The following is a 22,055-nucleotide window of genomic DNA, read 5'->3' as shown; positions in this document are numbered from 1 at the left end:
TTCTATCTTCCTTTCGCTTTATCTCCTCTCAATGTCATTACCGTACTGGTAATAGCTGCGACCATTTTACCTTCCGTGTTGGTGATCTCACAATGATAAACCGTGATCGTTTTGCCAGATTGTATGGGTCTTGCGTAAGCAACCAGCCTGTCCTTCCAGGTAGGCCTGAAGAAATTAATTTTCAATTCTATACTCGTAAAGCTTTCTCCTTCATTCATTAAAGTAGAATGAGCAGTCCCAATCGCAGCATCGGCTAACTCACAAAGCAGTCCACCATGTACAGTTCCCTGCTGGTTTCCATGAAACTCGGTATCAGCATCGATAGCTACTTTTGCTTCCCCCATTGATATTTCTTTAATCTGAAAACCTAAAGTTTTGGATATGGCGGTCGGATAGATCTGATACGTTTCGTATTCTTTCACATCTTCACCATTTACTACTTTTTTAAGATAGTCCAGAATTGGAATTTTTTGCATGCCTATTATTTTGGAAACTAAAAATACAGATAATGTCTATAAGACTTGTGCATACCGTATTTGGTTTTTTCCATACTTTCTATAGAAAAAAGGTATAAGATTACAACAATGAAATAATATGGACATAACAAAGTCGATGATGATCAATCCATACTGCTCATACCTCAAAGGCTTTTTAATCCTGATTTTGCAATTCCCTTATTTCAGCATAGCCATCAAATTCATAAATTGGGCAGGTTTTCATTATTTCTACCGCTTCGTCAAAATCAGTACACTTCAACAACAAATACCCTCCAACGATTTCATGATGATTCTTATAGATTTCATTGGTGACTGTATTTCCATTATCTTTTATCATTCTTCCTTCTAATGTTAAGCCGCTCCCACCTTCCAGTTTTCCCTTTTGTCCCCAAGTCGAAAACCAATTCTTCCAATTTTCCTGATGAGCTTTAATATCATCATCAGAATGTTGTATGGTCCTTCCATCAGGCTCTCTAAATAATACGATAAATTTTTTCATTGTTTTATATTTAAATGGAATGAGTGAATCATAGCATAACTTTTAAAATTAGCTTTTAATGATTGGTATCAAATACCTATTAAGATCTTTACATTTAAAAAAGATACCTCCGATGCCTGTTACTTTTTTCATGTTTATTGTTTTAGTGTTTAATAATTTGAAAAGTTTTTAAAATTATTAATTTTTTTAATCTGCCATCCAATATTTTTATCATTTCTCAGTTATTTTCATGAATAACAAACTATTAATCCTATAACAAGATGATTCAAATCCGGTAAATGGTCGATCCGTAAACCTAAGACCATGATGCAAAACTCACAATTGTTTGAAAATTAACAGTGATAAATGTATTTTACAAATCAAAATACCTATTTTCGCGATGCATATTTTCAAAGGACGTATTTCTAAGTTAAAAATATTCACTAAAAACTATAAAACTGTGACTTACCTATTCCTCAAAAACCTCTTCCTGAGTTAAATTAAACTTCCTTTTCAATCCTTGTAACAATCAACCATTAAACCCTACTACTATATTTAAAAAATCTACTACTTAAATAATAAACTGAATGCAAACATCTTTTTTTAAAATTGCGGCTGCCTCAGCTGCACTCTGTTTCAGTACGGTCGTTTTAGCGCAACAAAAATACACGGTTAGCGGAACGATCAAGGATAAAAAAAACGGAGAATTGTTGATTGGGGTTACCGTAAAAGTAGCTGAAGATCCTTCGATAAATGTGGTTGCCAATGAATATGGCTTCTACTCTTTATCGCTACCGGAAGGAAATTACACCATGGTCATTTCATATCCGGGATACAGGGATTTTGAACAGAGCATCACGGTAGATAAGAATATCAAGCTGGACCTTCCGCTGAACCAGGAGGAAGAAGAGAGAACAGCAAAGATTGATGAAGTGATCATCTCCGGAGTAAAAAAAGATAAAAACCTTTCTACTGCCCAAATGGGTACCGAGACTTTAAGTATTAAAAATATCGAGAAGCTTCCGGTTTTATTCGGTGAAAAGGATGTTATGAAAACCATTCAGTTGTTGCCGGGGATCAAAAGTAATGGTGAGGGAAGCAGTGGATTCAGTGTTAGAGGTGGAGCTACCGATCAAAACTTAATTTTACTGGATGAAGCACCTGTTTATAATGCTTCTCACCTGTTGGGTTTTTTCAGCACATTTAACAGTGATGCCTTAAAGGATGCCAGTATCATCAAAGGAAACAGCCCCGCACAATACGGTGGTCGCCTTTCTTCTGTCATGGACGTGAAAATGAAGGATGGAAATAATAAAGATTATAATATCAATGGAGGAATTGGTTTGATCAGCAGCAGATTAAGTGTGGAAGGTCCTATTCAAAAAGAAAAATCATCGTTTATAGTTTCCGGAAGAAGAACGTATGCGGATTTATTTCTAAAAGGAAGTGAAGATTTTAAGGACAGTAAGCTGTATTTCTATGATCTGAACTTAAAGGCCAATTATCAGATCAATGATAATAACCGACTGTATTTATCCGGATATTTTGGAAGAGACGTTTTGGGAATCGGGAAGACCTTTGCGACAGATTGGGGAAATACAACCGCTACTTTGCGATGGAACAGCATCATCAGCAGTAAATTATTCTCCAACACTTCCCTGATCTACAGCGACTATAATTATAAAGTAAGCCTGGAAAGTAATGATAATAAATTCGGACTGAACTCAGAGATCCAGGACTGGAACCTTAAACAGGATTTCACGTGGTTTGCCGGAAACAAACATTCGGTTCGTTTTGGCCTACAGTCCATTTACCATACCCTGACACCGAGCAGTGCTTCAGGAACAAGTGTCAGCAGCTTTCCAAGAAATCCACGGTATTCGTGGGAAAATGCCATTTATATCAACGATGATTTCAAAGCAACCGAAAAGCTGACCATTAATTATGGTGTGCGGCTCTCTACATTCAGTGTTTTAGGTGGAGATACATTTAATAGTTATGATAACGGTGTTCTTACGGACAGCAGATATCTTGAAAAAGGAAAATTCGGGAAAACATATGTAAATCCGGAACCGCGTATTACAGCCAATTACAGGATCAATGAAGTGAGCAGTGTAAAAGGAGGATACTCCAGAAACACCCAGAATCTGCATCTTTTGAGCAATAGCAGCAGCGGAAACCCTACAGATCAGTGGATCGGGAGCAGCTATACGGTAAAGCCCGAAATTGCAGATCAGGTAAGTGTAGGCTACAGCAGAAATTTCAATAACAACAATTACGAGATTAATGCTGAGGTGTATTACAAATCAATGAAAAATCAGATCGACTTTAAAAACGGTGCGCAAATTACCTTTGATACTGCAGCAGATGTAGAAAGTGAGTTATTATTCGGAAAAGGAAGGGCTTATGGTCTGGAATTGATTGCAAAAAAGAAAAGCGGGAAATTAACAGGCTGGATCTCATATACATTGTCTAAAACAGAGAGAAAAATCAATGGGATCAATGATAACGAATGGTACAATGCACGAATGGATAAAACCCACGACTTATCCGTTGTGGCCACCTATCAGCTAAACCCAAAATGGTCCTTTTCCGGGTTATTTGTTTACAGCACCGGAAATGCGGTAACTTTTCCTACCGGGAAATATGAGCTGAACGGACAAACCGTTTTCCAGTACAGCAGCAGGAATGCGGATAGAATGCCCGCTTACCACAGGATGGACCTAAGTGCTACTTATGAGCCTAATTCCACCAAACGGTTCCACGGATCTTGGTCATTTGGTATTTATAATATATATGGTAGAGAAAACGCCTATACTATTACTTTTGAAGACAATCCAAATAATCCGGGAACTACGCGTGCTATGCAAACTTCATTATTCCGTTGGGTACCTAATATTACTTACAATTTCAAATTTTAAATCATGAAGAATATATTTTTTATCATATTATCCTTGTTTTTATTGACCTCTTGTCAAAAAGAAATAGACCTTGATCTGGCTGATCAGAGTGGAAAGATCGTCATTGAAGGAAACATTACAGATCAACCTGGTCCTTATATTGTAAGAATAACAAAATCAGTAGCGGTTACCGAAAATAATTTGTATCCTGCTGTTACCAATGCACAGGTGATTGTAAGCGATAACACGGGACAGACAGAAACCCTGCAATATATCGGAGACGGAAAATATCAGACGACCAACTTCAGCGGAGTATCGGGAAGGACTTATACTTTAAAAATACAGGCTGAGGGACAACAATATACTGCTCAAAGCACTATGCCTGCAGCTGTAAGTTTCGATGGCCTTACTCAGGATTCCTTTGTATTCGGAGGAGAGACCACTTATACCCTTTTGCCTCTTTTCACGGATCCTGTAGCCTTGGGAAACCGTTATCTTTTTAGCTTTACTATCAACAGCAAGCCTAAAAAGACGCTTGAAGTATTTTCAGATAATATCAATAACGGATTACTGAATCAGCGCCCTTTGTTTCTTCCCAATGATGACGAAGACGGAAACAGCCACAAGGTTGTAGTTGGTGACACCATCCATGTAGAAATGCAATCTATTGATAATAATGTATTCACGTACTACAGTGCATTGCTTCAAATCATTGATGGAGGCGGCCCCGGTGGTGGAGTAACTCCATCCAATCCGCCGAGTAACATCAGCAATGGTGCTTTAGGTTATTTTTCTGCTCACACTCTGAGTAAAAGAAATGCTGTAATTCAATAATTTATAACGATTGAACCAAAAAAAGGCTATTCCGAAAATCCGGGATAGCCTTCAATATAATCAGTGTTAAATAGGTTTTTATTTTTCTGCTGACCCGTTTTTATAAACCGGATTCCAGCACTTTTAATAATTCAGTCTGCTGAATAAGATCATTCTTACTGCTGATGAGATTATAATTGGCCTGGAGCCAACCGTTCCTAACAACGAAGAAGGTATAGGCATCCATTAAACCCTCTTTGTATTTTTCTTCCGATTTCTGAAATGACAGTTTCTGATTTTCAAAATTGAGATCCAGAAGATGGTATTTTTCCTGTGCATTCAGAAACTGGGCTTTTATGGAATTGATGGTTTGTGTGAGATTATTAATTACCAGTTCTTTGTCATAGTTGGAATTGATAGCATTCAGTTTTGCGATCTCAACATTTGTTTTTACCTGAAGTTTATTGAAAACGGGAATACTGAGGCCGAAACTAAGGGATTGATTCTTATTTTGTCCGAACTGATCAGAAAAACTAAGGGTCGACGCATTATCTTTTCCCAAAACCTTATTATAAAAAGTTGACCAGCTATAGGTTCCGTTCAAAGTTGGCCAATATCCGGCTCTTGCTACCTCTTCCTTTTTTTTCTGTGCATTAATCTCCGCCATCACCGACTGGTAAGCCGGATTCTTTTCTAAAAGCCTTTTTGTAAAGTCGGGATCCTGAAATTCACTTTCTGAAAGAGGATTCTCATTATCCATGACAAAATCTATCGAATCTTGTGTTACCGCCATAGCATTGAGAAGGTTAATCCTTGACAGGTCACGCTGGTTCTTGGCGGATACCCATTGCTCCTGTAAAGTTCCTAAATTGGCTTTTATATCATAGATATCGCTTTTGGGCCTGTTGCCAATCTCCACCTCCTTTTCAGTCCGTTTAATCTGCTCTTCAATGCCTGAGATCTGGGTTTCCAGCACTTCCAGCCAGCTTTTGCTGTTCTGATACGTGAAGAACATCTGTATAACATTCAGCTTTACTTCATTTTTAGCCTGCGCAAGCTTGTAGGTACTGGTTTCTTTATTCAATTTAGAAAGAGAGATATTCAGGAAATTTTTCCAGTTGAACAGTTCCCAATCCGCCCTTGCGTTGAATTGATCGTATTGTGTATTAAGAGCTTCACGCTGATTACTGGACTGGTTGATTGAAGATCCGAAACTATACGTGTGGTTTACCCCTGCTTCTATTGTTGGCAGGAGCATTCCTTTTGATCCGGTGATCAGCCTGTCATTCTTTTCTACGGCAACAGCGGCCTGTTTTATTGACGGATGATGCGTAGATGCATAATCCAGGCACTGTTGCAGGTTCCAGGTTTGCTGTCCCGGATACAGGCTGATAAAAAATATGAAAATGAAATTTTTCATGAGTTCGTTCTGATTTAAGTAGATTAAAAATATAGTATGATTGCGCTACTTATTCATATTTAAGATACTTTACAAGATTGACTTTTGTAGCTTTGTACGCTTTTATACTTACCACGGCAAATGTCAATGCAAGCAATACACAGAAACTGACGATAAATGGCCATAACGGCATATCAATTCTGTAGGCAAAGTCTTTCAGCCATTCGTTCATCAGGTAGTAACATATAGGTACACTGATCAATACTGCAATTATGGCAATCCAAAGAAACTGTCTGGTCAGTCCGAAGACCAAAATACGGTCAGACGCACCTAAAGTTTTCCTGATCGCTACTTCTTTCAGCTTTTGTTCGATCATCAGGGAAGAGAGAGCAAAAAGCCCAAGCAGAGCCACCATAAGCACCATGGCATTGAGAATAGTAAATAAGGTCTGCTGTTTCTGATACTGTACAAAGGTTTTCGCAAATTTCTGATTTACAAAATAGTATTGGAACGGATATCCCGGCTCAGCTGAGTTTTCCCAGTATTTTTTTACCTTGTTTACTGTTCCTTCAATATCATCAGGTTTTACCTTTACCTGGATACTTTGCAGAGCATACCTGTTTGCGGCAGTTTCTTTGTAATGGAAAAATGCAATGGGTTCTACTTTAAATTTTAAACTTTTAAGATTAAAATCTTTAACGATCCCAACAATCCTATATTTTTTATTGTCGTCGAATCCCGGATTTAAATTTCGCGCCAAAGCTTCCTCATCGGTCCAGCCAAACTTTTTAACAAATGCTTCATTTACGATCAGACTGTTAATTGTATCTGAGGCGAGATTAGGGTTTAGCCAGCGTCCTTTTAACAATTTCACTTCCATAAACTGCAGGTAGTTGTAATCCATGGAACTATAGTTTGTATTAATAGTCTCCTGCATATAATCGATATTAGCACTTTTCTTCCTGCTACTCCCCGCAACTGCATCTCCAAAGGAAACCGCTTCTACTCCATCAATTTTAGAAATTTCGGACTTCAGACGCTCATACTTCAGCCACGGTTTAGGATCGTTTTCATTGAAGGTTATCAGCATGATTTGCTTTCCATTAAAACCAAGATCTTTGTTCATCATATATTTTACCTGACTGTTTACAATAAGCCCACCGATGATAAAAAACGAAGAGATCATCAACTGAAGGGTAAGAATTCCGTTTCTTAACCATATCCCGTGCTTACTTCGTGAAAAATTCCCTTTCAGTGTTTCAATAGCTTTAAAGCTGGAGAGATAAAAAGCCGGAATAAGTCCTGACAGCAAAGTAACCAAAAGTACCATGATCAGGGAATAAAGAAAGACATGCCAGTCATTCAGCTTTATTTCTTTATCAAAAAACTTATTAAAGCTCGGAAGCAGGAGTTCCGTAAGCACCAGCGAAATAAAATAGGATACCATGCAAATTATAAAAGTCTCTAAAAGAAATTGTCTCATCAGTGAAGACCTTGTTCCTCCGATTGCCTTTCTCACTCCTACTTCTTTGCCTCTTTGAGATGCTTCTGCTGTTTTTAGGTTAATAAAATTAATAGCAGATAAAACAACGATCAGTACAGATAAAATAAACAAGATCAGCACAGTTTTAAAATCTCCTGCAGCCAGCGGGGAAGATTTCGCATGGAGTTTTATCTTATCAAGTGGAGTCAGTAAAACGGTGTTGGGGCCATATTTTTCGAGAAATTGCTGGGTGCTGATTCCAGAATCTTTTGCGTCTACCGCTGCCCTTACTTCAATGATGTCTCTTTTAAATTTCTCACTGAAAACCGACGGATCCACTCCCTTTTTTAACATGAAGAAACATGCATAACGATAGTCGTTCCAGTGGTCACGGTCACTTCTGAACTGTTCCACAGGATTAATGATAAACTCCGGTTTTATCTGCGTATTTCCTTCCGGAAGTTCGTATACCGCGGTAACGATATAGTCTTTATTTTCAATCTTTACAGATTCCCCCGCAACATTTGTCTTTCCGAACAGCCTGATAGCCGTCTGTTTGGAAATAGCAATAGAGGTTTCTGTTTTTAAAGCATCTTTTGCTCCTCCTGAAATAATCTTAAAAGGAAAAAAATGAAAGAAGCTTTCAGATGCCAGAAGACCGTCCTGCTGAAATGCTGTATGGTATTTTGTAGTCATTTTATTACCAATTCCGGTACCAAAGAAAAGAACGTAATCCTGAACTTCGGGAATTTTCTTAAGGGCATTGAATGCCATAGGATAAGAAATACTGCTGCGGTAAGAGTTCTCTGCCTTAGAATAGGTTTGAAAGGCATAGATATCATCTTTTTTAGGATTCCATTTTTCATAGGATTCCTCATCATTCCAATGCATCAGGATCAGCATAAATCCTGTAAGCCCTATCGTAAGTCCAAATATATTGATAATGGTGGACAGCGCATTTTTTTTATAATTGACGAAAGCAATTTTAAGCCAGTTCTTGAACATAATTCTGTTGTTATTAATAATGGATGGTACAGATCATTTCCATGATCTTCATGGGTACACTGAAGGATTTTGATTTATCCGAATTCTTTAGCATCCGCCTTAGCGAATACATCTTTTCTCTGAGAAGCATGTTCCTCATTAAAAATCTCTCCATCTTTCATAGTGATGATTCGGGAAGCATATCCGGCATCATAGGAAGAGTGTGTTACCATAACAATGGTAGAGCCTTCTCTGTGAAGTTCTGCCAACAGGTTCATCACTTCGTTTCCATTAGAACTGTCCAGATTCCCCGTAGGCTCATCGGCAAGGATCAGTTTGGGCTTGGTGACGAGGGCCCTGGCTACGGCTGCTCTTTGCTGCTGCCCTCCCGAAAGCTGTTGGGGATAATGTTTGGCCCGGTGGCTGATATTTATCTTTTCCATAATTTCTTCCACCTTCTTTTTTCTTTCTGAGGAGGAAACCCCATTATAAATCAAGGGCAGTTCAATATTTTCATAGACGGTAAGCTCATCTATCAGATTAAAATTCTGAAAAATGAAACCTATATTCTTTTTACGGACATCCGATTTACCTTTTTCGCTAAGTCCCACCATTTCCACTCCTGAAAACTGATAAGAACCGGCTGAAGCGGAATCCAGAAGTCCGAGAATATTGAGAAAAGTAGATTTTCCACAGCCTGAAGGTCCCATTACAGCAAGGAATTCTCCTTCTTTAATGCCCAGGCTTAACTGATTTAATGCATGGGTCTGAACATCTTCTGATATATAAATTTTTGAAAGGTTATGAATATTGATCATGATAATTTGATATTTAATTGTATTATGTATTGTTGATAAATCCCTGATATCAGGTTCATTAGAGAAGCTTTTTGCCTAAATTGATGAATCGGCTTCATCTCTGTAACAATATGAATTAAAAGTATTCATATTTTTACTTTTTTATGGTGAGTATCTCATATTTTTTAAGATCTGCATAATCTGATATGATTACCGTTTCTCCTTCATGAAGCCCCGATTTCACTTCATAATATAAAGGGTTTTCCCTACCCAGGCTTACGTTTCTCCGTTCCGCTTTATTTCCTTTAACCACAAACACCCATTTCCCATTGGTATCTTTATAAAAATTCCCTTTTGGAATCATGGTACTCTGTGTATCTGCCGAAAGTTTTAGTTTTACTCCGAATGTCATCCCTATTTTGAGGTTTTCAGGCTTTTTGTCCGTGAAATTAAGCTCTGCTGAAAACTGCCCGTCTTTTACTTCAGGAAGTATTTTGGTAATCACCACCCCATCTTCCTGTCCGTTATTATCCAGAACTCCTTTAATTCCGTTTTGCAGTTTGTTGATGTAATATTCGTCTACTTTAGCTACCAGCTTATAGCCGTCCATCAGATCTATTTTTCCAATGCTTTGGCCATTCGTAAGGTTCTCACCTACCGATATTGTGAAAGATGAAAGTCTTCCGGAAGCCGGAGCCATGATCAGGAAATTATTTTTGTTGGAATGTAAGATCTGTAAGCTTTTATCCATCTGGTTTATCGATGTATTAATTGCCGACATTTGAGCGTTTCTGGAATTTTTTTCACTGGAATAGCCTTTTTCTACAATTGATTTCCTTTGTTTCTGGTACGTAAGATTCTGCACACTGATGTCATAATCTGTTTTCTTCCCGATCTCTGCATCATAGAGACGTTTTTGAAGGTTAAAATTCTGTAGGGCTGTATTATAATCATTCTGTGCCTGCAGCAATTCCTTATCCTGAGCCAGCTCCTGATTTTTCAGTTCCAGAAGTGTACTCCTCATCTGGCTGATCTGCTGCATGATCCCTGTTTCCTGATTCATATAGCTGAATTCGGTATTCGGATTGTAGACTCTTGCTATCGGCTGACCTTTGGTGACCATCTGACCGTCTTCAGCAAATATTTCCTTAACCGCTCCTCCTTCCAGAACATTTACAAATGAAGATTTAAGCGATTGTGTCTGCGCATTCACCATCAGCATATCTTCAAATTTCCCTCTCGTAACCTTATCGGTCTGGATATCTTCTGCCGAAACATTATACGTCTTTTTCTGGCTGCTGAAATACATCCCGGAAAGCGACAAAACAGCTATAGCTCCCAATCCCCCTAAAACAAATTTTAATTTCGATTTCTTTTTTACTATTTTCGTATCCATAATAAAGATAACTCTTTTTGTTACAGTAAATTACACAACACAGATGCCAGAAAATTATACTTTTATAAGTGTCTGATAATCTGAAATAACATTAATAAGCGGAGTTGATCAGGTGTTCATTATCGGACACTTTTTGTCCGATAATGAACATTTTTAATAGAAAAGAATGAGTTTTAATACAATCAACAAATACCGATATGCGAAAAAAAGAAGCGCACATTCTCATTGTAGATGACGACGAAGACATTTTGTTTTCTGCAAGAGTCTGGCTTAAAAAATTTTTCACAGAGGTCAGCTGTCTCAGTAAGCCCGTACAGATTATGAAATTCATGACTGAAAACCAGGTTGATGCAGTAGTACTGGATATGAACTTCAGAAAAGGTTTTGAAAGCGGCCAGGATGGTTTGTACTGGATGAAGGAGATTAAAACACTTGAACCTCAGCTTCCCATTATTCTTATGACCGCTTACGGCGAAGTAGAACTTGCGGTTGAAGCTTTAAAAAACGGTGCGTCGGATTTCATCCTGAAGCCGTGGAATAATGAAAAGCTCTATGCCTCTGTGAATCTCGCTGTAGATATTTCCAGAAAAAATAAAAAGCTGAGTCAGTGGGAAAATATAAATCAGAAAAACCATCAGTATCAGCTTGATAGTCATTCTCCGAAAATGCAGGAGGTCTTAGAACAAATCGAAAAAGTGGCCCCTACGGATGCCAATGTTCTGCTTCTGGGAGAAAACGGGACGGGAAAATATGTCCTTGCCGAGTCTATTCATGAACAATCGGAGAGAAAAAATCAGCCTTTTGTGCATATTGATCTTGGGAGTATTTCCGAAAGCCTTTTTGAATCAGAATTATTCGGTTATAAAAAAGGAGCATTTACTGATGCCCACCAGGATTACGCCGGAAAAATAGAAAATGCACAAAATGGAACAGTTTTTCTTGACGAGATCGGAAATCTACCGCTACAGTTGCAGACAAAATTATTAAGCCTTATTCAGAACCGGAAATTGTCGAGATTAGGTGAAACCAAGGAACGCTTACTGGATGTCCGTTTTATTTTTGCCACTAATGAAAACCTTAAAAAAGCGGTAGCTGAAAATCGCTTTCGCCAGGATCTTTACTACCGTATCAATACCGTGGAAATTCATATCCCTGCTTTAAGGGAAAGACAGGAAGATATAGGTCTTCTGGCTCAGTATTTTCTGGACCGCTATAAACAGAAATACCATAAACCGAACCTGGAACTTACGGAAGGTTTAATGCTTACCCTTATCAATTATTCCTGGCCGGGAAATATCCGGGAGCTGGATCATTGTCTTGAAAGAAGTGTTATCCTGTCCACCGATCATCGTCTCCAATTGCTGATGCCTCAGCCGGAGGAGCAAGAGCAAACCATTATCAATCTTAATATCGAGGAAATGGAAGAAGTACTGATCAAAAAGGCATTGAAAAAACATACCGGGAATATTTCTCTGGCAGCCGAAGATTTAGGTCTTTCCCGGGCTGCACTTTACAGGAGAATGGAGAAATTTGGGATATGAGTGGTAGATGGTAGAAATTAGAGGTTAGAAAGTAGATTTTAGACAATGTATTAAAATTATGAATAAATATAAATATTGGTGGTTGCTTTACCACTTTCTGGCAATCATGAGCGGAATTGCTACCTATCATTTTTTTTTACAGGAAAAATGGTTTAATGCGAGTCTTTTTGCCGGAATAATGGTGCTCTTTGTTATTTTGATCAACCAATCGCAGATTACTTTAGCATCAAAAACAGAGAAGATTATATCTTCTATCAGAAAAAAAGATTTTTCATTATTTCCCAAAGAGGAAGGAACAGCGCTTTTGGATAGCAGCATCCGTTTGTACTACCAAAGCAAGGAAGAACAATTTTCCCTATCGTCCTATAAGCTTCTGTACGAAAGTATTCTGGATCAGATGGAAACAGGACTCATGATCCTTTCCGAGGAAAATAAAAACTGGGAAGTATTTTATGTGAATGAAGCTTTTCTTACAAGCCTCCAGGTTCCAAGATACAACAGCTGGAGCCTGTATGCATCTAAAGCCCCTGAATTTTTTAAAATTATTGAGGATACAGGATACAGCAATTCTCAGGAATTTTTTGATATTTCTATTCGTGGAAATTCCAAGCAGTCCTTTTCATTAAGAACAAAACAGGTAAAAAATCCGCAACACCGTTTTTACATCATCACCCTGGAATCCGTTCAGAAGATCATAGAACAAAAAGAGAAGCTCGCATGGAATAACCTGATGAAGGTGATTTCACACGAACTCCTCAATACACTGACCCCCGTAAACAGCCTGATCCAAAGCCTGGAATACATCAGTAATCAGGAAACCGTAGATAAAGAAGACCAGCAGGAAATGAAAGAAAGCCTGATGATCATTAATTCCAAATCAAAACAGTTGCTAAGCTTTGTTGATGATTACCGCCAGGTTGCAGAATTACCCAAACCCGTTCTGGCTTCTGTTTCCCTGAAAAAAATAGTAGAATCTGCATTAAATTTCCTGAAACCGGAATTTGAAAAGCAAAATATTTCAATCGTCCGCGAAATTGAAGATTTCAGGGTTCTGGCGGATGAGAAAATGATAGAACGCAGTCTTATCAATTTGTATCTCAATGCGATATTTGCCGTTTCTGAAAAAGCAAATAAAACCATCACAACCACTGTCCGATCTCAAAATAACCGCATCATTATCGCTATTACCGACAACGGATCGGGCATTACTCCTGAAATTAAAGACAAGATCTTCCTTCCTTTCTTTACAACAAGAGCCAGTGGTTCCGGAATCGGGCTCACACTTACCAAAAGTATACTGGAAGCGCATGGAGGGTATCTCAATTACCAGGCACTGAATGAGGGCAGCAGTTTTGAATTATGGTTTTTAGTATAACTGCTTTTCAATTGTAATTGGAAAACCTAAAATACTCTGCTTTATTCAACCAGGCTTATCTGCTCAAAGATTTGCCTTTTGGACTTTTCAAATATCTCTCCGCCGAACTCTTCATTGTCCAGAGAAAAAAGGGTTATATCTTTTACTCCCATAATCCCGAATATAAACTCCAGATACGTGGTCTGAAAATTCATATGAGCATTTTTCTCTCCTGCTCCATAGCCTGTATCTCCCCTGCTGGACAGTATAAATATCTTTTTATTTTCAAGTAAGCCTACATAATCGCCATCAGGAACTCCTGATCGGAATTTCCAGGTTTTATTGAATCTCATCACCTGGTCGATATAGGCTTTCAAACCACTGGGAAGCGACCAATTATACATTGGTATGGCAATGACATAAATATCATGTTCTTTCAGTTCATCCACCAGTTCATCACTCAGCTCCAAGGCTTTATGATCCGCTTCTGTCCTGTCTGCAGGCTTGGTAAACGCCCCGGCAATCCAGGATTCATCAATTCCGGGAATCAACTCTGTTCCTACTTCCCTGTAGGTAAATATATCATGAGGATATTTTGATGTCCAGTTGTCTGCAAAAAGCTTTGACAGTTTTCGGCTGTGTGATCTTTCATTTCTTACGCTTGCGTTGATGATCAATACTTTTTTCATATGCTTCGTTATTATAATGAAGCAAAATTCCAGATTATAAAAGAGAGAAAAATTGACCTAGTTCAAGAGGATTTATTTTTTTTTCGCAGTCTGCTAATAAATTCTGCCGACACTCCCAGATAGGAAGCAATCAGATACTGCGGAACCCTGGAAGCGATATCAGGATATCTTTCAAGAAAATCAAAATACCTGTATTCTGCATCATATACATTATGGTAGATCAGTCTTTTTTGCAGGACCCCCAGGTAACTTTCAAGGATAAGCCGGAAATAACGCTCAAGTTGTGGAATAGCCCGCAACAGATTTTGAAATGAATGGTAATTGATCTGTAAGACCTTGGTTTTTTCAAGAGCCTGGATATTGTAAATAGAAGTTTTCTGTTTAGAAAAACTATCGATATCACTGGCCCACCAATCGTCAATAGAGAAATAAAGAATTTCTTCATTACCATTCTCGGAATTGATATAAAATGCTTTCACGAGACCAGAAACCACATAATTATCATACCGGCAGACATCCCCGTTTCTCAAAAGATAATCTCCCTTTTCCAAAATTTTCTCTGTCCAGAAACTCTTAAAAATTTCAGTCTCTTCCTCTGTTAAAGTAACATATCTGGAAATATTTTTCAGTAAAGGGTTTTCCTTCATAAGCGATCTTTAATGAGATGATCAACAAATGTACAGAATATTCCAATCTATTCATGGTTTATAAAAGATCAGGTAATGAGTTAATGCATGAGCACTCTCCATTTCATATATCCCAGAAAAAAATTACCGCGAATTGTGCTATCATCCCTGTAAGTTCTTCATTGATTGCGTACCTTTAGTATTCTATTTTTGTGGCAATAAAATCCTTTTACAATGAGAATAGTAACAATAGAGGAACACGTGTCCTTTCCTGAAATGTCCCACTTTCTTCCTGACGGTATAACGGATAAAAAGCAGCCATCGGGTCCGGCAATGAGACTGATGCCTATGTTGTCGGATATTTCCGGACAACGACTGGAATCGATGGATCAATCGGGTATATCCATGCAGGTCCTTTCTGTAGAAAATACCGATGTCAATTTACTGGATCAGTCATCTGCTCCTGCATTTGCTTCGCAATATAATGATTTGCTGGCGGAGAGAATAAAAGATCATCCTGACAGGTTTGCGGCATTTGCCCATCTTCCGATGGTGGCTCCCTCTGCTGCGGCTGATGAGCTTGAACGCACCGTAAAGACTTATGGTTTCCGCGGTGCTATGATCCGCGGACTTACCTGTGGAGAATTCCTGGACGCTCCTAAATTTGCACCTGTTTTTGAAAGAGCTGAAAAGTTAGGAGTTCCCCTATATATACACCCCGGAATCCCACCAAAACCTGTCATGGATGCTTACTACAGCAATATAGGCACAACCTCCGGTTCTTTTGATGCTCTTGCCTGCTGGGGATGGGGATGGCACTCAGAAACAGCTATTCATGTACTGCGACTTCTGATAGCCGGAGTTTTTGATGATTATCCCAAACTGAAAATAATCATAGGCCATATGGGCGAAATGTTGCCGATCATGTGGGACAGGTCCAATAAGGCTTTTCAGCCGGGTAATGGAGGCCGTAATCAAAGAACAATGGCTGATACATTCAGAGAGCAGCTTTATATAACAACGAGTGGTTTCTTCACCCAACCTCCTTTGCAAATAGCATTGGATACGATAGGCATAGATCATATTATTCTATCGGTAGATTATCCTTTTAGTGATAATCAGATGGGTATTGATTTCTTACACGGCATAAATCTTCCAGCTGAACAGATCGCAAAGATTGCCCATGGAAATGCAGACCGCATCCTGGGACTTTAATAATTGATTACATTCTCTATGCAAAATATTCCCATCCATCAATTACAGGAAAAAACTGATCATAGTTTTTTAATTTCACGATTTGGCCCTGAGCAGATCAGTCGGAAGCATTCCAGAGATCTTGGGGCACACCGTGACGATCATTATATATTTTTTATGATGTTGAAAGGCTCCGGATCTACAATTGTAGACTTTGAAAATAAAATTATCCGTGAAAAACAGCTGTACTACATTTTACCGGAACAGATTCATTACCGGATTCAGTCGAGAAAAGCTGAAGGATGGTATATCGCTGTAGATCCTTCATTGGTGGACCCATCATGCCGGAATACTTTTGAAAGCTGGCTGGGCTTTCAGGAACCTATTGATCTTCGTCCGGAAGATGCGGAAGATATGGATCAGCTATTGAATATTTTACATAGAAAAACAGATCATTCTTCCGGGGATAAACTCAATTTAAATATAGCTTACTCATTACTGCGTTCCTTTTTTGAAATGGCAGCAGATGTTGTTCGTATCCGGGAGAATTCTGATGCCAATTCAAGAACCGCTGAACTGTCCTTTCAATTCAAAAATCTTCTTAACAAACATATCAGGAAATATAAAAGTCCTTCCGATTACGCAAAAATGCTCCATATTTCAGAATCATACCTGAATGAATGCCTGAAAAAATATACGGGTTCCCCTGTTTCATTCTGGATCAGGTACAATATAATTCTTGAAGCTAAACGGCTTTTATACTTCAGTGACCTCAATGTAAAACAGATTGCAAATGACCTGGGCTTCGAAGATCATTCCTATTTTTCACGCTTTTTCTCTAAAGAAACGGGAATGACAGCCCTTAATTTCCGTAAAAAATTCAGAGATTAATTTTTCTACTGACATACTCTTGTCACAACCTGAGCTTACTTTTGTTCCAGGATATTATTAAATTCAACAAACATGAAATTAACATCATTAAGAATTATCACAAAGGACATTAAGCAATCCGTGCAGTTTTATGAGAATGCAATGGGACTGACAGCTCAATGGTATACAGAAGATTTTGCAGAGCTCTCTACAAGTTCTATCACTTTAGCTATAGGAAGCACACGCACCATGACGCTCTTCAGTGAAAACCTCACAGCATCTACCGGAAGCAAAAGCAGCATAATAGAATTTATTGTCGACAATGTAGACGATGAATATGAGAGAATTAAAGGAATTACAAGCGAAATTGTCCAGGAGCCCACCACCATGCCGTGGGGTAACCGGTCACTTTTATTCTGTGATCCGGACGGAAATCTGATCAATTTTTTCACACCTGTTTCTCCGGAAGCAATTAAAAAGTTCAGCTAAAAATTTATATTGAATCATCATATCCTTCATTTTCTAACTAACAGCAAACTCCTGCTTCTTCGAAGCAGGAGTTTTTTATTGATCCGATGTGTAAATTCAGTACGGCTTACTTAATCAGCCACATGGTCTCATTAATATTATCACCAGCCGGATACTGCTTGGTGATAGCATTGTTAAGATTGGTATTGTTATTATTGATTTCCGAAGAAGGATACATCCATCTTTTAGGAATCTTGCCGTTGTTCAGAATTCCGGGACCATCAGTATTGAAGTGAGGAAAACCTGTTCTTCTCTGATCATAGAATATTTGCCACCCCGTATTAAAAAACAAGGCCGTATGCTTCTGATCCATGATCTGTTCGATCTCTTTTCCAGGCTGCAGATTAATGGTTGGCTGAGCCAGATAAGCTGCTACATCTGTAGGACTTATTTTATAGAAAGTCATGGATGCATTAATGGCATTCAGGTAGTATGTATTTGCGTTTGCATTGATCCAGCCTCTTACGGCCGCTTCGGCCAAAACAAATTGGAGTTCAGCATATCCCATTAATAAAGAAGGCTCATTGATCGGATCATTAAAATATCTCGGATTAATTCTTGATGCCAGACCATTGGATGCTTTGGTAGAATTCTGCCCCAGATCCCCACTTCCATATAATCCGTCATAAAAGCTAAACGGATCTGAAGGACTTGTCCCAACTGTACTTGTTTTCTTTTCAGCCATTTTAAATAACCTTGGATCTTTGGAAGTCCTGAGTTTATCTACAAAACTTTGCTCCATATAATAGGCCGTCTGCAGATCATTACTATTAAAAAACGGATACCGGTTATTTACAAGATTATAAAACGGTAATGCACCACTGTCATTGCTGGATTCCATCACAGGATTTTGGGCCGGATTATTGATAATATTGGCAAAAGTCTGTTTTACATTCAGATCCGGATCATCTGCTTTTTTAGAAAGATCCATCAAGATCCTTAATCTGTAGGAATTGATCAGTTTTCTCCACTTAAGCAAATCTCCATTATAGATTATGTCCCCACGGATCGGAGTATTCAGATTGGAAAGCTCGGTATTGGCTAATGCCAGTTCATTAAGGACGTTTTTATAAATGCTTTTCTGGTCATCATATTTCGGATAAAAATTAGCCGTGTTTATCGCCTCACTATAAGGAATATCACCAAATGTCTCGGTTAAGGAGATAAAATAATAAGATTTAAAGAAGCGGGCCAGTGCAATATATTCCTTTCCTCCTTTTTTATTGGCTTCCTCCACCATCTTTTCCACCTGCTTGATGTTGTCATAAACACCAAATGATCCTCTTTGCCAGTTGTAATACTGCTGCGCATTAACTCCGTTGATATAGGTAAGTTGTCTAGATGCAAGAGCTGCTTCCGCCTTAATCGTACTGAATGCATTCACTTCGATTCCCGGAAGGATGTTTTCCGCATCTACACTTTTAGAACGGTTGGGATCATCATGGAAATCATCTACCCTGCTGCAGCCCGTAAGTCCTATTAAAGCAGTCAGCAACACTATATATATTTTAGCTACTTTCATTTCTATCGTATTTTTATCATTAGAATTTTACATTGAGATTAACTCCAAAACTTCTTGTTGCAGGAGTCTGAAGCTGGTCGACACCAGAATCGGGATCTACATTTTTAATCTTTGAAGCCAGCCAAAGGTTTCTACCGATTAACGAAACACTCGCTGATGATACTCCTAATTTTTCGGCAAAAGATTTTTCAAAATTATAAGTAACCGTGATCTCTCTCAATTTGATAAAGGTTTGCTTATAATAATGGTAATTGCTTTCAAAAGCATTGCTGGTACTCTGCATATAAGCATTGTAGTTTACAGCAACATCATTGGGAACAAAAACGCGGGTATCGGATTTTATATTACCATTCTGGTCATATGTTATAGAACCGCTTACCACTCTTACACCCGGTGCTATATAAGTATTGTTTCCGGCATTGGCATCATCCCTATACTGATTAACTGTTCCCGGCGCAATCCCTCCCCACCACATTTTCTGATTGGTAGTGGAATACATGGTTCCTCCAAGTCGGCCATCAAATAATAAGGAAAGTGAGAAGTTCTTGTAGCTGAAATTATTGGATAAACCATAAGTCCAGTCCGGATCAGAATATCCCATATTGCTTTCAAAGGGTGCTGTGGAATTCACGGGATATCCGTTTTGAAGGACCAATTGCCCTTCCGGTGAAGTTTCATAAGGCATGGCAGTCAGTTTATCAGCTCTCTCTCCTACCCGGATGAAATTGTTCCTTCCGTTGGCAGCGTTATAGATTGTTGTATAATCTTTACCACCATAAGCTTCTTTTAAATACTTCCGGTAGTGGCTCAAATTCAGCTGTGTACTCCATCTGAAATCCGATTTCTTAATGACATCCGCATTCAGGGTAAACTCTACCCCTTTTCTTTGAAATACATTTCCGTTGGTTAGGTACGTTTTATATCCTACTCCCTCAGACAGAGGAATACTCGCCAGATTATTATAATCCCGGGTTTGGTAATAAGCAACGTCTAAATTAATTCTGTTTTTTAGAAATGAAATGTTCGTTCCTACCTCCCATGAGTTCGATGTTTCCGGCTTTATATTACTGTCGATCAACACGTCCCCGAAAACAAATGTTGATTGTCCGTTCCAGCTGATATCACTTTTTTCAAATGCAGAGATATAACCATACGTATCGTTGGCCAGCTTACCATTGGAAACCTGGGCCAATGATCCGCGAAGTTTGGCAAAACTGATCCAATCCGGAAGCGTTACCAGTTGGTTAAGCAATACTGATCCGGAAACAGACGGATAGAAATACCCGTTATTTCCTTTCGGAAGTGTGGATACTTTGTCATATCGGGCAGTCATATTCAGGAAAAATGCTTTGTAAATTTCCATATCTACGTACCCGTATACGCTGTTGATCTGTTCAAATTCTTTCCGGTTTCCTGCTTTTGGAGCAAATAGCGGTCCTATACTGTTAAAAAGATTATACCATCCCGGGCTTACCAATCCATCAGTACGGATCTCACTATTTTTCTGTTCCCTGTAGAAATTAGACACATATCCTTCACCGGTTAATGAGAAGTTTTCTGAAAAGCGGTTCTGGTATTTAAGTCCCAGTTCTGAAGTAATATCAAAATAATTTCCGTTAATCTGCGTATAGTTTCCTAATGACTTATTTCCATACCCTATATAGCTTTTAGGCTCTCTATATTCGCGGTTCAGGGCATACACATTTGTCCCCACTCGGGCTTTAGCTGATAATTTGGGAATGATCTGGTATTCCAGGTTTACATTTCCCATTACATTATCCTTATAGTAAGGCCTCAGGTATTCATACGCCTGAAAATAAGGATTGTTGTAGTAAGAAACATTGTAATGCCTTTGCTGGTATCCTTCTTTTCCGGCTACCCAGTAATTTCTCAGGTCTCTTACATCTACATCGGCACCGGTCCATAATACGAGATTATAAAGATAGTTCGTAGGTCCGTATCCTACTTCCGGGAAGTTGGAGGTATATTCTTTATTATAGGTTAAAGTAGAATTAATCGTAAGCTTTTCAATAGGATTTACGGATCCTGCCAGACTGATTGACGTAGTTTTCAGATCGGTATTCGGAACGATTCCCTTCTGATAAATATTAGAAAGGGAAAGTCTGAAAGTTGCTTTTTCACTTCCCCAGTCCACACTCAGGTTATTGGACTGGATAACGCCGGTATCAAAGAAGTTTTTAATATTATTCTTTCCGCGGGAAATCCATGGTAAGGGTATCGGTTTTCCGGTTGCAGGATCAATCGGACTATTGTATTGCGGAGTTTCATAATATCCACTGGGTGTTGTAGGATCTTTCTGGTCTAGCTTAGGACCCCAGATCCATCCGCCACCTTCACTTCCGGAACCACTTCCGTCTATATAGGCATATTTCCCGTTATTTCCTCCCCCGTATGTTGTCTGCACTTTAGGAATACGGATAAAAGAAGTCTGAAACATGGTGGAATTATTAAATGAAATACTCATTCTTCCTTTCTTACCTTTTTTAGTGGTAATCATGATTGCTCCGTCCTTTCCCACTGATCCGTACAAAGCAGAAGCTGTAGGCCCTTTCAATACACTGATATTATCGATATCATCCGCATTGATCCTCCACAAATCAGCGGTCCTGTCTGGAACACCGTCAATAACAATAAGCGGCTTGGCACCCCTCAGGCTGATTCCCGGATCCTGAAAAAGATCCGTACTGTTCTTAACATTCAATCCGGCTACCCTTCCGGAAAGGGAATTGATGAAATTCGGTTCCTTTGCTTTTTCAAACACATCGCCTTTCACCTCCTGTACTGCATATCCCAACGTTTTTTTGTCTTTTTTGATCCCAAGTGCTGTAATAACAACCTCATCGATCTTTTTCTCATGGGTCTTTATGGTATCGGCGCCATCTATTTTCTGTACGTTCTGGCCATAGACTTCCAGGCCTGTGACTAAGCCCAGGCCGATTAAAAGATGTAATTTCATAAGTAGA

General features: G+C 38.8%; 17 protein-coding genes. 7 read left to right on the top strand and 10 right to left on the bottom strand.

The genetic code is table 11. The features are described 5' to 3' along the window. Positions 1–2: 2 nt before the first annotated feature. Positions 3–476, bottom strand: coding sequence for a PaaI family thioesterase (locus tag PFY10_00850; GenBank protein WBV56987.1), 474 nt, complete (start codon positions 474–476; stop codon positions 3–5). 175 nt (positions 477–651) lie between these two features. Then, the gene (locus PFY10_00845; GenBank protein WBV56986.1) at positions 652–996 is read right to left on the bottom strand and encodes a YciI family protein; all 345 of its coding nucleotides are present in this window, start codon (positions 994–996) and stop codon (positions 652–654) included. A 566-nt stretch (positions 997–1,562) separates the two neighbouring features. On the opposite strand from PFY10_00845, the gene PFY10_00840 reads away from it, so the two are divergent. Beyond that, on the top strand, positions 1,563–3,896 hold the full coding sequence (locus PFY10_00840; GenBank protein WBV56985.1) for a TonB-dependent receptor: 2,334 nt from the start codon (positions 1,563–1,565) through the stop codon (positions 3,894–3,896). A 3-nt stretch (positions 3,897–3,899) separates the two neighbouring features. Further along, on the top strand, positions 3,900–4,709 hold the full coding sequence (locus PFY10_00835) for a DUF4249 domain-containing protein (GenBank protein WBV56984.1): 810 nt from the start codon (positions 3,900–3,902) through the stop codon (positions 4,707–4,709). 100 nt (positions 4,710–4,809) lie between these two features. On the opposite strand, the gene PFY10_00830 is transcribed toward PFY10_00835, so the two are convergent. The 4 genes from PFY10_00830 to PFY10_00815 form a co-directional block, all read right to left on the bottom strand. Further along, on the bottom strand, positions 4,810–6,108 hold the full coding sequence (locus tag PFY10_00830) for a TolC family protein (GenBank protein WBV56983.1): 1,299 nt from the start codon (positions 6,106–6,108) through the stop codon (positions 4,810–4,812). Between the two features lie 49 nt (positions 6,109–6,157). Beyond that, positions 6,158–8,575, bottom strand: a complete 2,418-nt coding sequence (locus PFY10_00825; GenBank protein ID WBV56982.1) for an ABC transporter permease — start codon at positions 8,573–8,575, stop codon at positions 6,158–6,160. Between the two features lie 74 nt (positions 8,576–8,649). Continuing rightward, positions 8,650–9,372: an ABC transporter ATP-binding protein gene (locus PFY10_00820; GenBank protein ID WBV56981.1), complete on the bottom strand. Its 723-nt coding sequence runs from the start codon at positions 9,370–9,372 to the stop codon at positions 8,650–8,652. Positions 9,373–9,505: 133 nt separating this feature from the next. Continuing rightward, positions 9,506–10,747 (bottom strand): efflux RND transporter periplasmic adaptor subunit, encoded by a 1,242-nt coding sequence (locus PFY10_00815; protein WBV56980.1) that lies wholly within the window; start codon positions 10,745–10,747, stop codon positions 9,506–9,508. A gap of 197 nt (positions 10,748–10,944) precedes the next feature. On the opposite strand from PFY10_00815, the gene PFY10_00810 reads away from it, so the two are divergent. Together PFY10_00810 and PFY10_00805 are read left to right on the top strand one after the other, a co-directional pair. After that, positions 10,945–12,288, top strand: coding sequence for a sigma-54 dependent transcriptional regulator (locus PFY10_00810; GenBank protein WBV56979.1), 1,344 nt, complete (start codon positions 10,945–10,947; stop codon positions 12,286–12,288). Positions 12,289–12,346: 58 nt separating this feature from the next. Next, positions 12,347–13,663 (top strand): ATP-binding protein, encoded by a 1,317-nt coding sequence (locus PFY10_00805; protein WBV56978.1) that lies wholly within the window; start codon positions 12,347–12,349, stop codon positions 13,661–13,663. Between the two features lie 41 nt (positions 13,664–13,704). On the opposite strand, the gene PFY10_00800 is transcribed toward PFY10_00805, so the two are convergent. Beyond that, the gene (locus PFY10_00800; GenBank protein ID WBV56977.1) at positions 13,705–14,331 is read right to left on the bottom strand and encodes an NAD(P)H-dependent oxidoreductase; all 627 of its coding nucleotides are present in this window, start codon (positions 14,329–14,331) and stop codon (positions 13,705–13,707) included. Positions 14,332–14,393: 62 nt separating this feature from the next. Beyond that, positions 14,394–14,978 (bottom strand): Crp/Fnr family transcriptional regulator, encoded by a 585-nt coding sequence (locus PFY10_00795; GenBank protein ID WBV56976.1) that lies wholly within the window; start codon positions 14,976–14,978, stop codon positions 14,394–14,396. Positions 14,979–15,191: 213 nt separating this feature from the next. Between PFY10_00795 and PFY10_00790 the strand changes: the two genes are divergently transcribed. From PFY10_00790 to PFY10_00780, 3 genes are all read left to right on the top strand, one after another. Further along, on the top strand, positions 15,192–16,172 hold the full coding sequence (locus PFY10_00790; GenBank protein WBV56975.1) for an amidohydrolase family protein: 981 nt from the start codon (positions 15,192–15,194) through the stop codon (positions 16,170–16,172). Between the two features lie 18 nt (positions 16,173–16,190). Next, positions 16,191–17,042, top strand: coding sequence for a helix-turn-helix transcriptional regulator (locus PFY10_00785; GenBank protein ID WBV56974.1), 852 nt, complete (start codon positions 16,191–16,193; stop codon positions 17,040–17,042). A 72-nt stretch (positions 17,043–17,114) separates the two neighbouring features. Continuing rightward, positions 17,115–17,510, top strand: coding sequence for a VOC family protein (locus PFY10_00780; protein ID WBV56973.1), 396 nt, complete (start codon positions 17,115–17,117; stop codon positions 17,508–17,510). 106 nt (positions 17,511–17,616) lie between these two features. Here the strand turns inward: PFY10_00780 and PFY10_00775 are convergent, their stop codons facing one another. Together PFY10_00775 and PFY10_00770 are read right to left on the bottom strand one after the other, a co-directional pair. After that, the gene (locus PFY10_00775) at positions 17,617–19,071 is read right to left on the bottom strand and encodes a SusD/RagB family nutrient-binding outer membrane lipoprotein (GenBank protein ID WBV56972.1); all 1,455 of its coding nucleotides are present in this window, start codon (positions 19,069–19,071) and stop codon (positions 17,617–17,619) included. A 19-nt stretch (positions 19,072–19,090) separates the two neighbouring features. Further along, positions 19,091–22,048 (bottom strand): SusC/RagA family TonB-linked outer membrane protein, encoded by a 2,958-nt coding sequence (locus PFY10_00770; GenBank protein WBV56971.1) that lies wholly within the window; start codon positions 22,046–22,048, stop codon positions 19,091–19,093. Positions 22,049–22,055 lie beyond the last annotated feature (7 nt).

The organism is Chryseobacterium daecheongense, from assembly GCA_027920525.1.
Taxonomy (GTDB): domain Bacteria; phylum Bacteroidota; class Bacteroidia; order Flavobacteriales; family Weeksellaceae; genus Chryseobacterium; species Chryseobacterium proteolyticum.
This window is presented reverse-complemented; position numbering and strand designations above follow the sequence as displayed.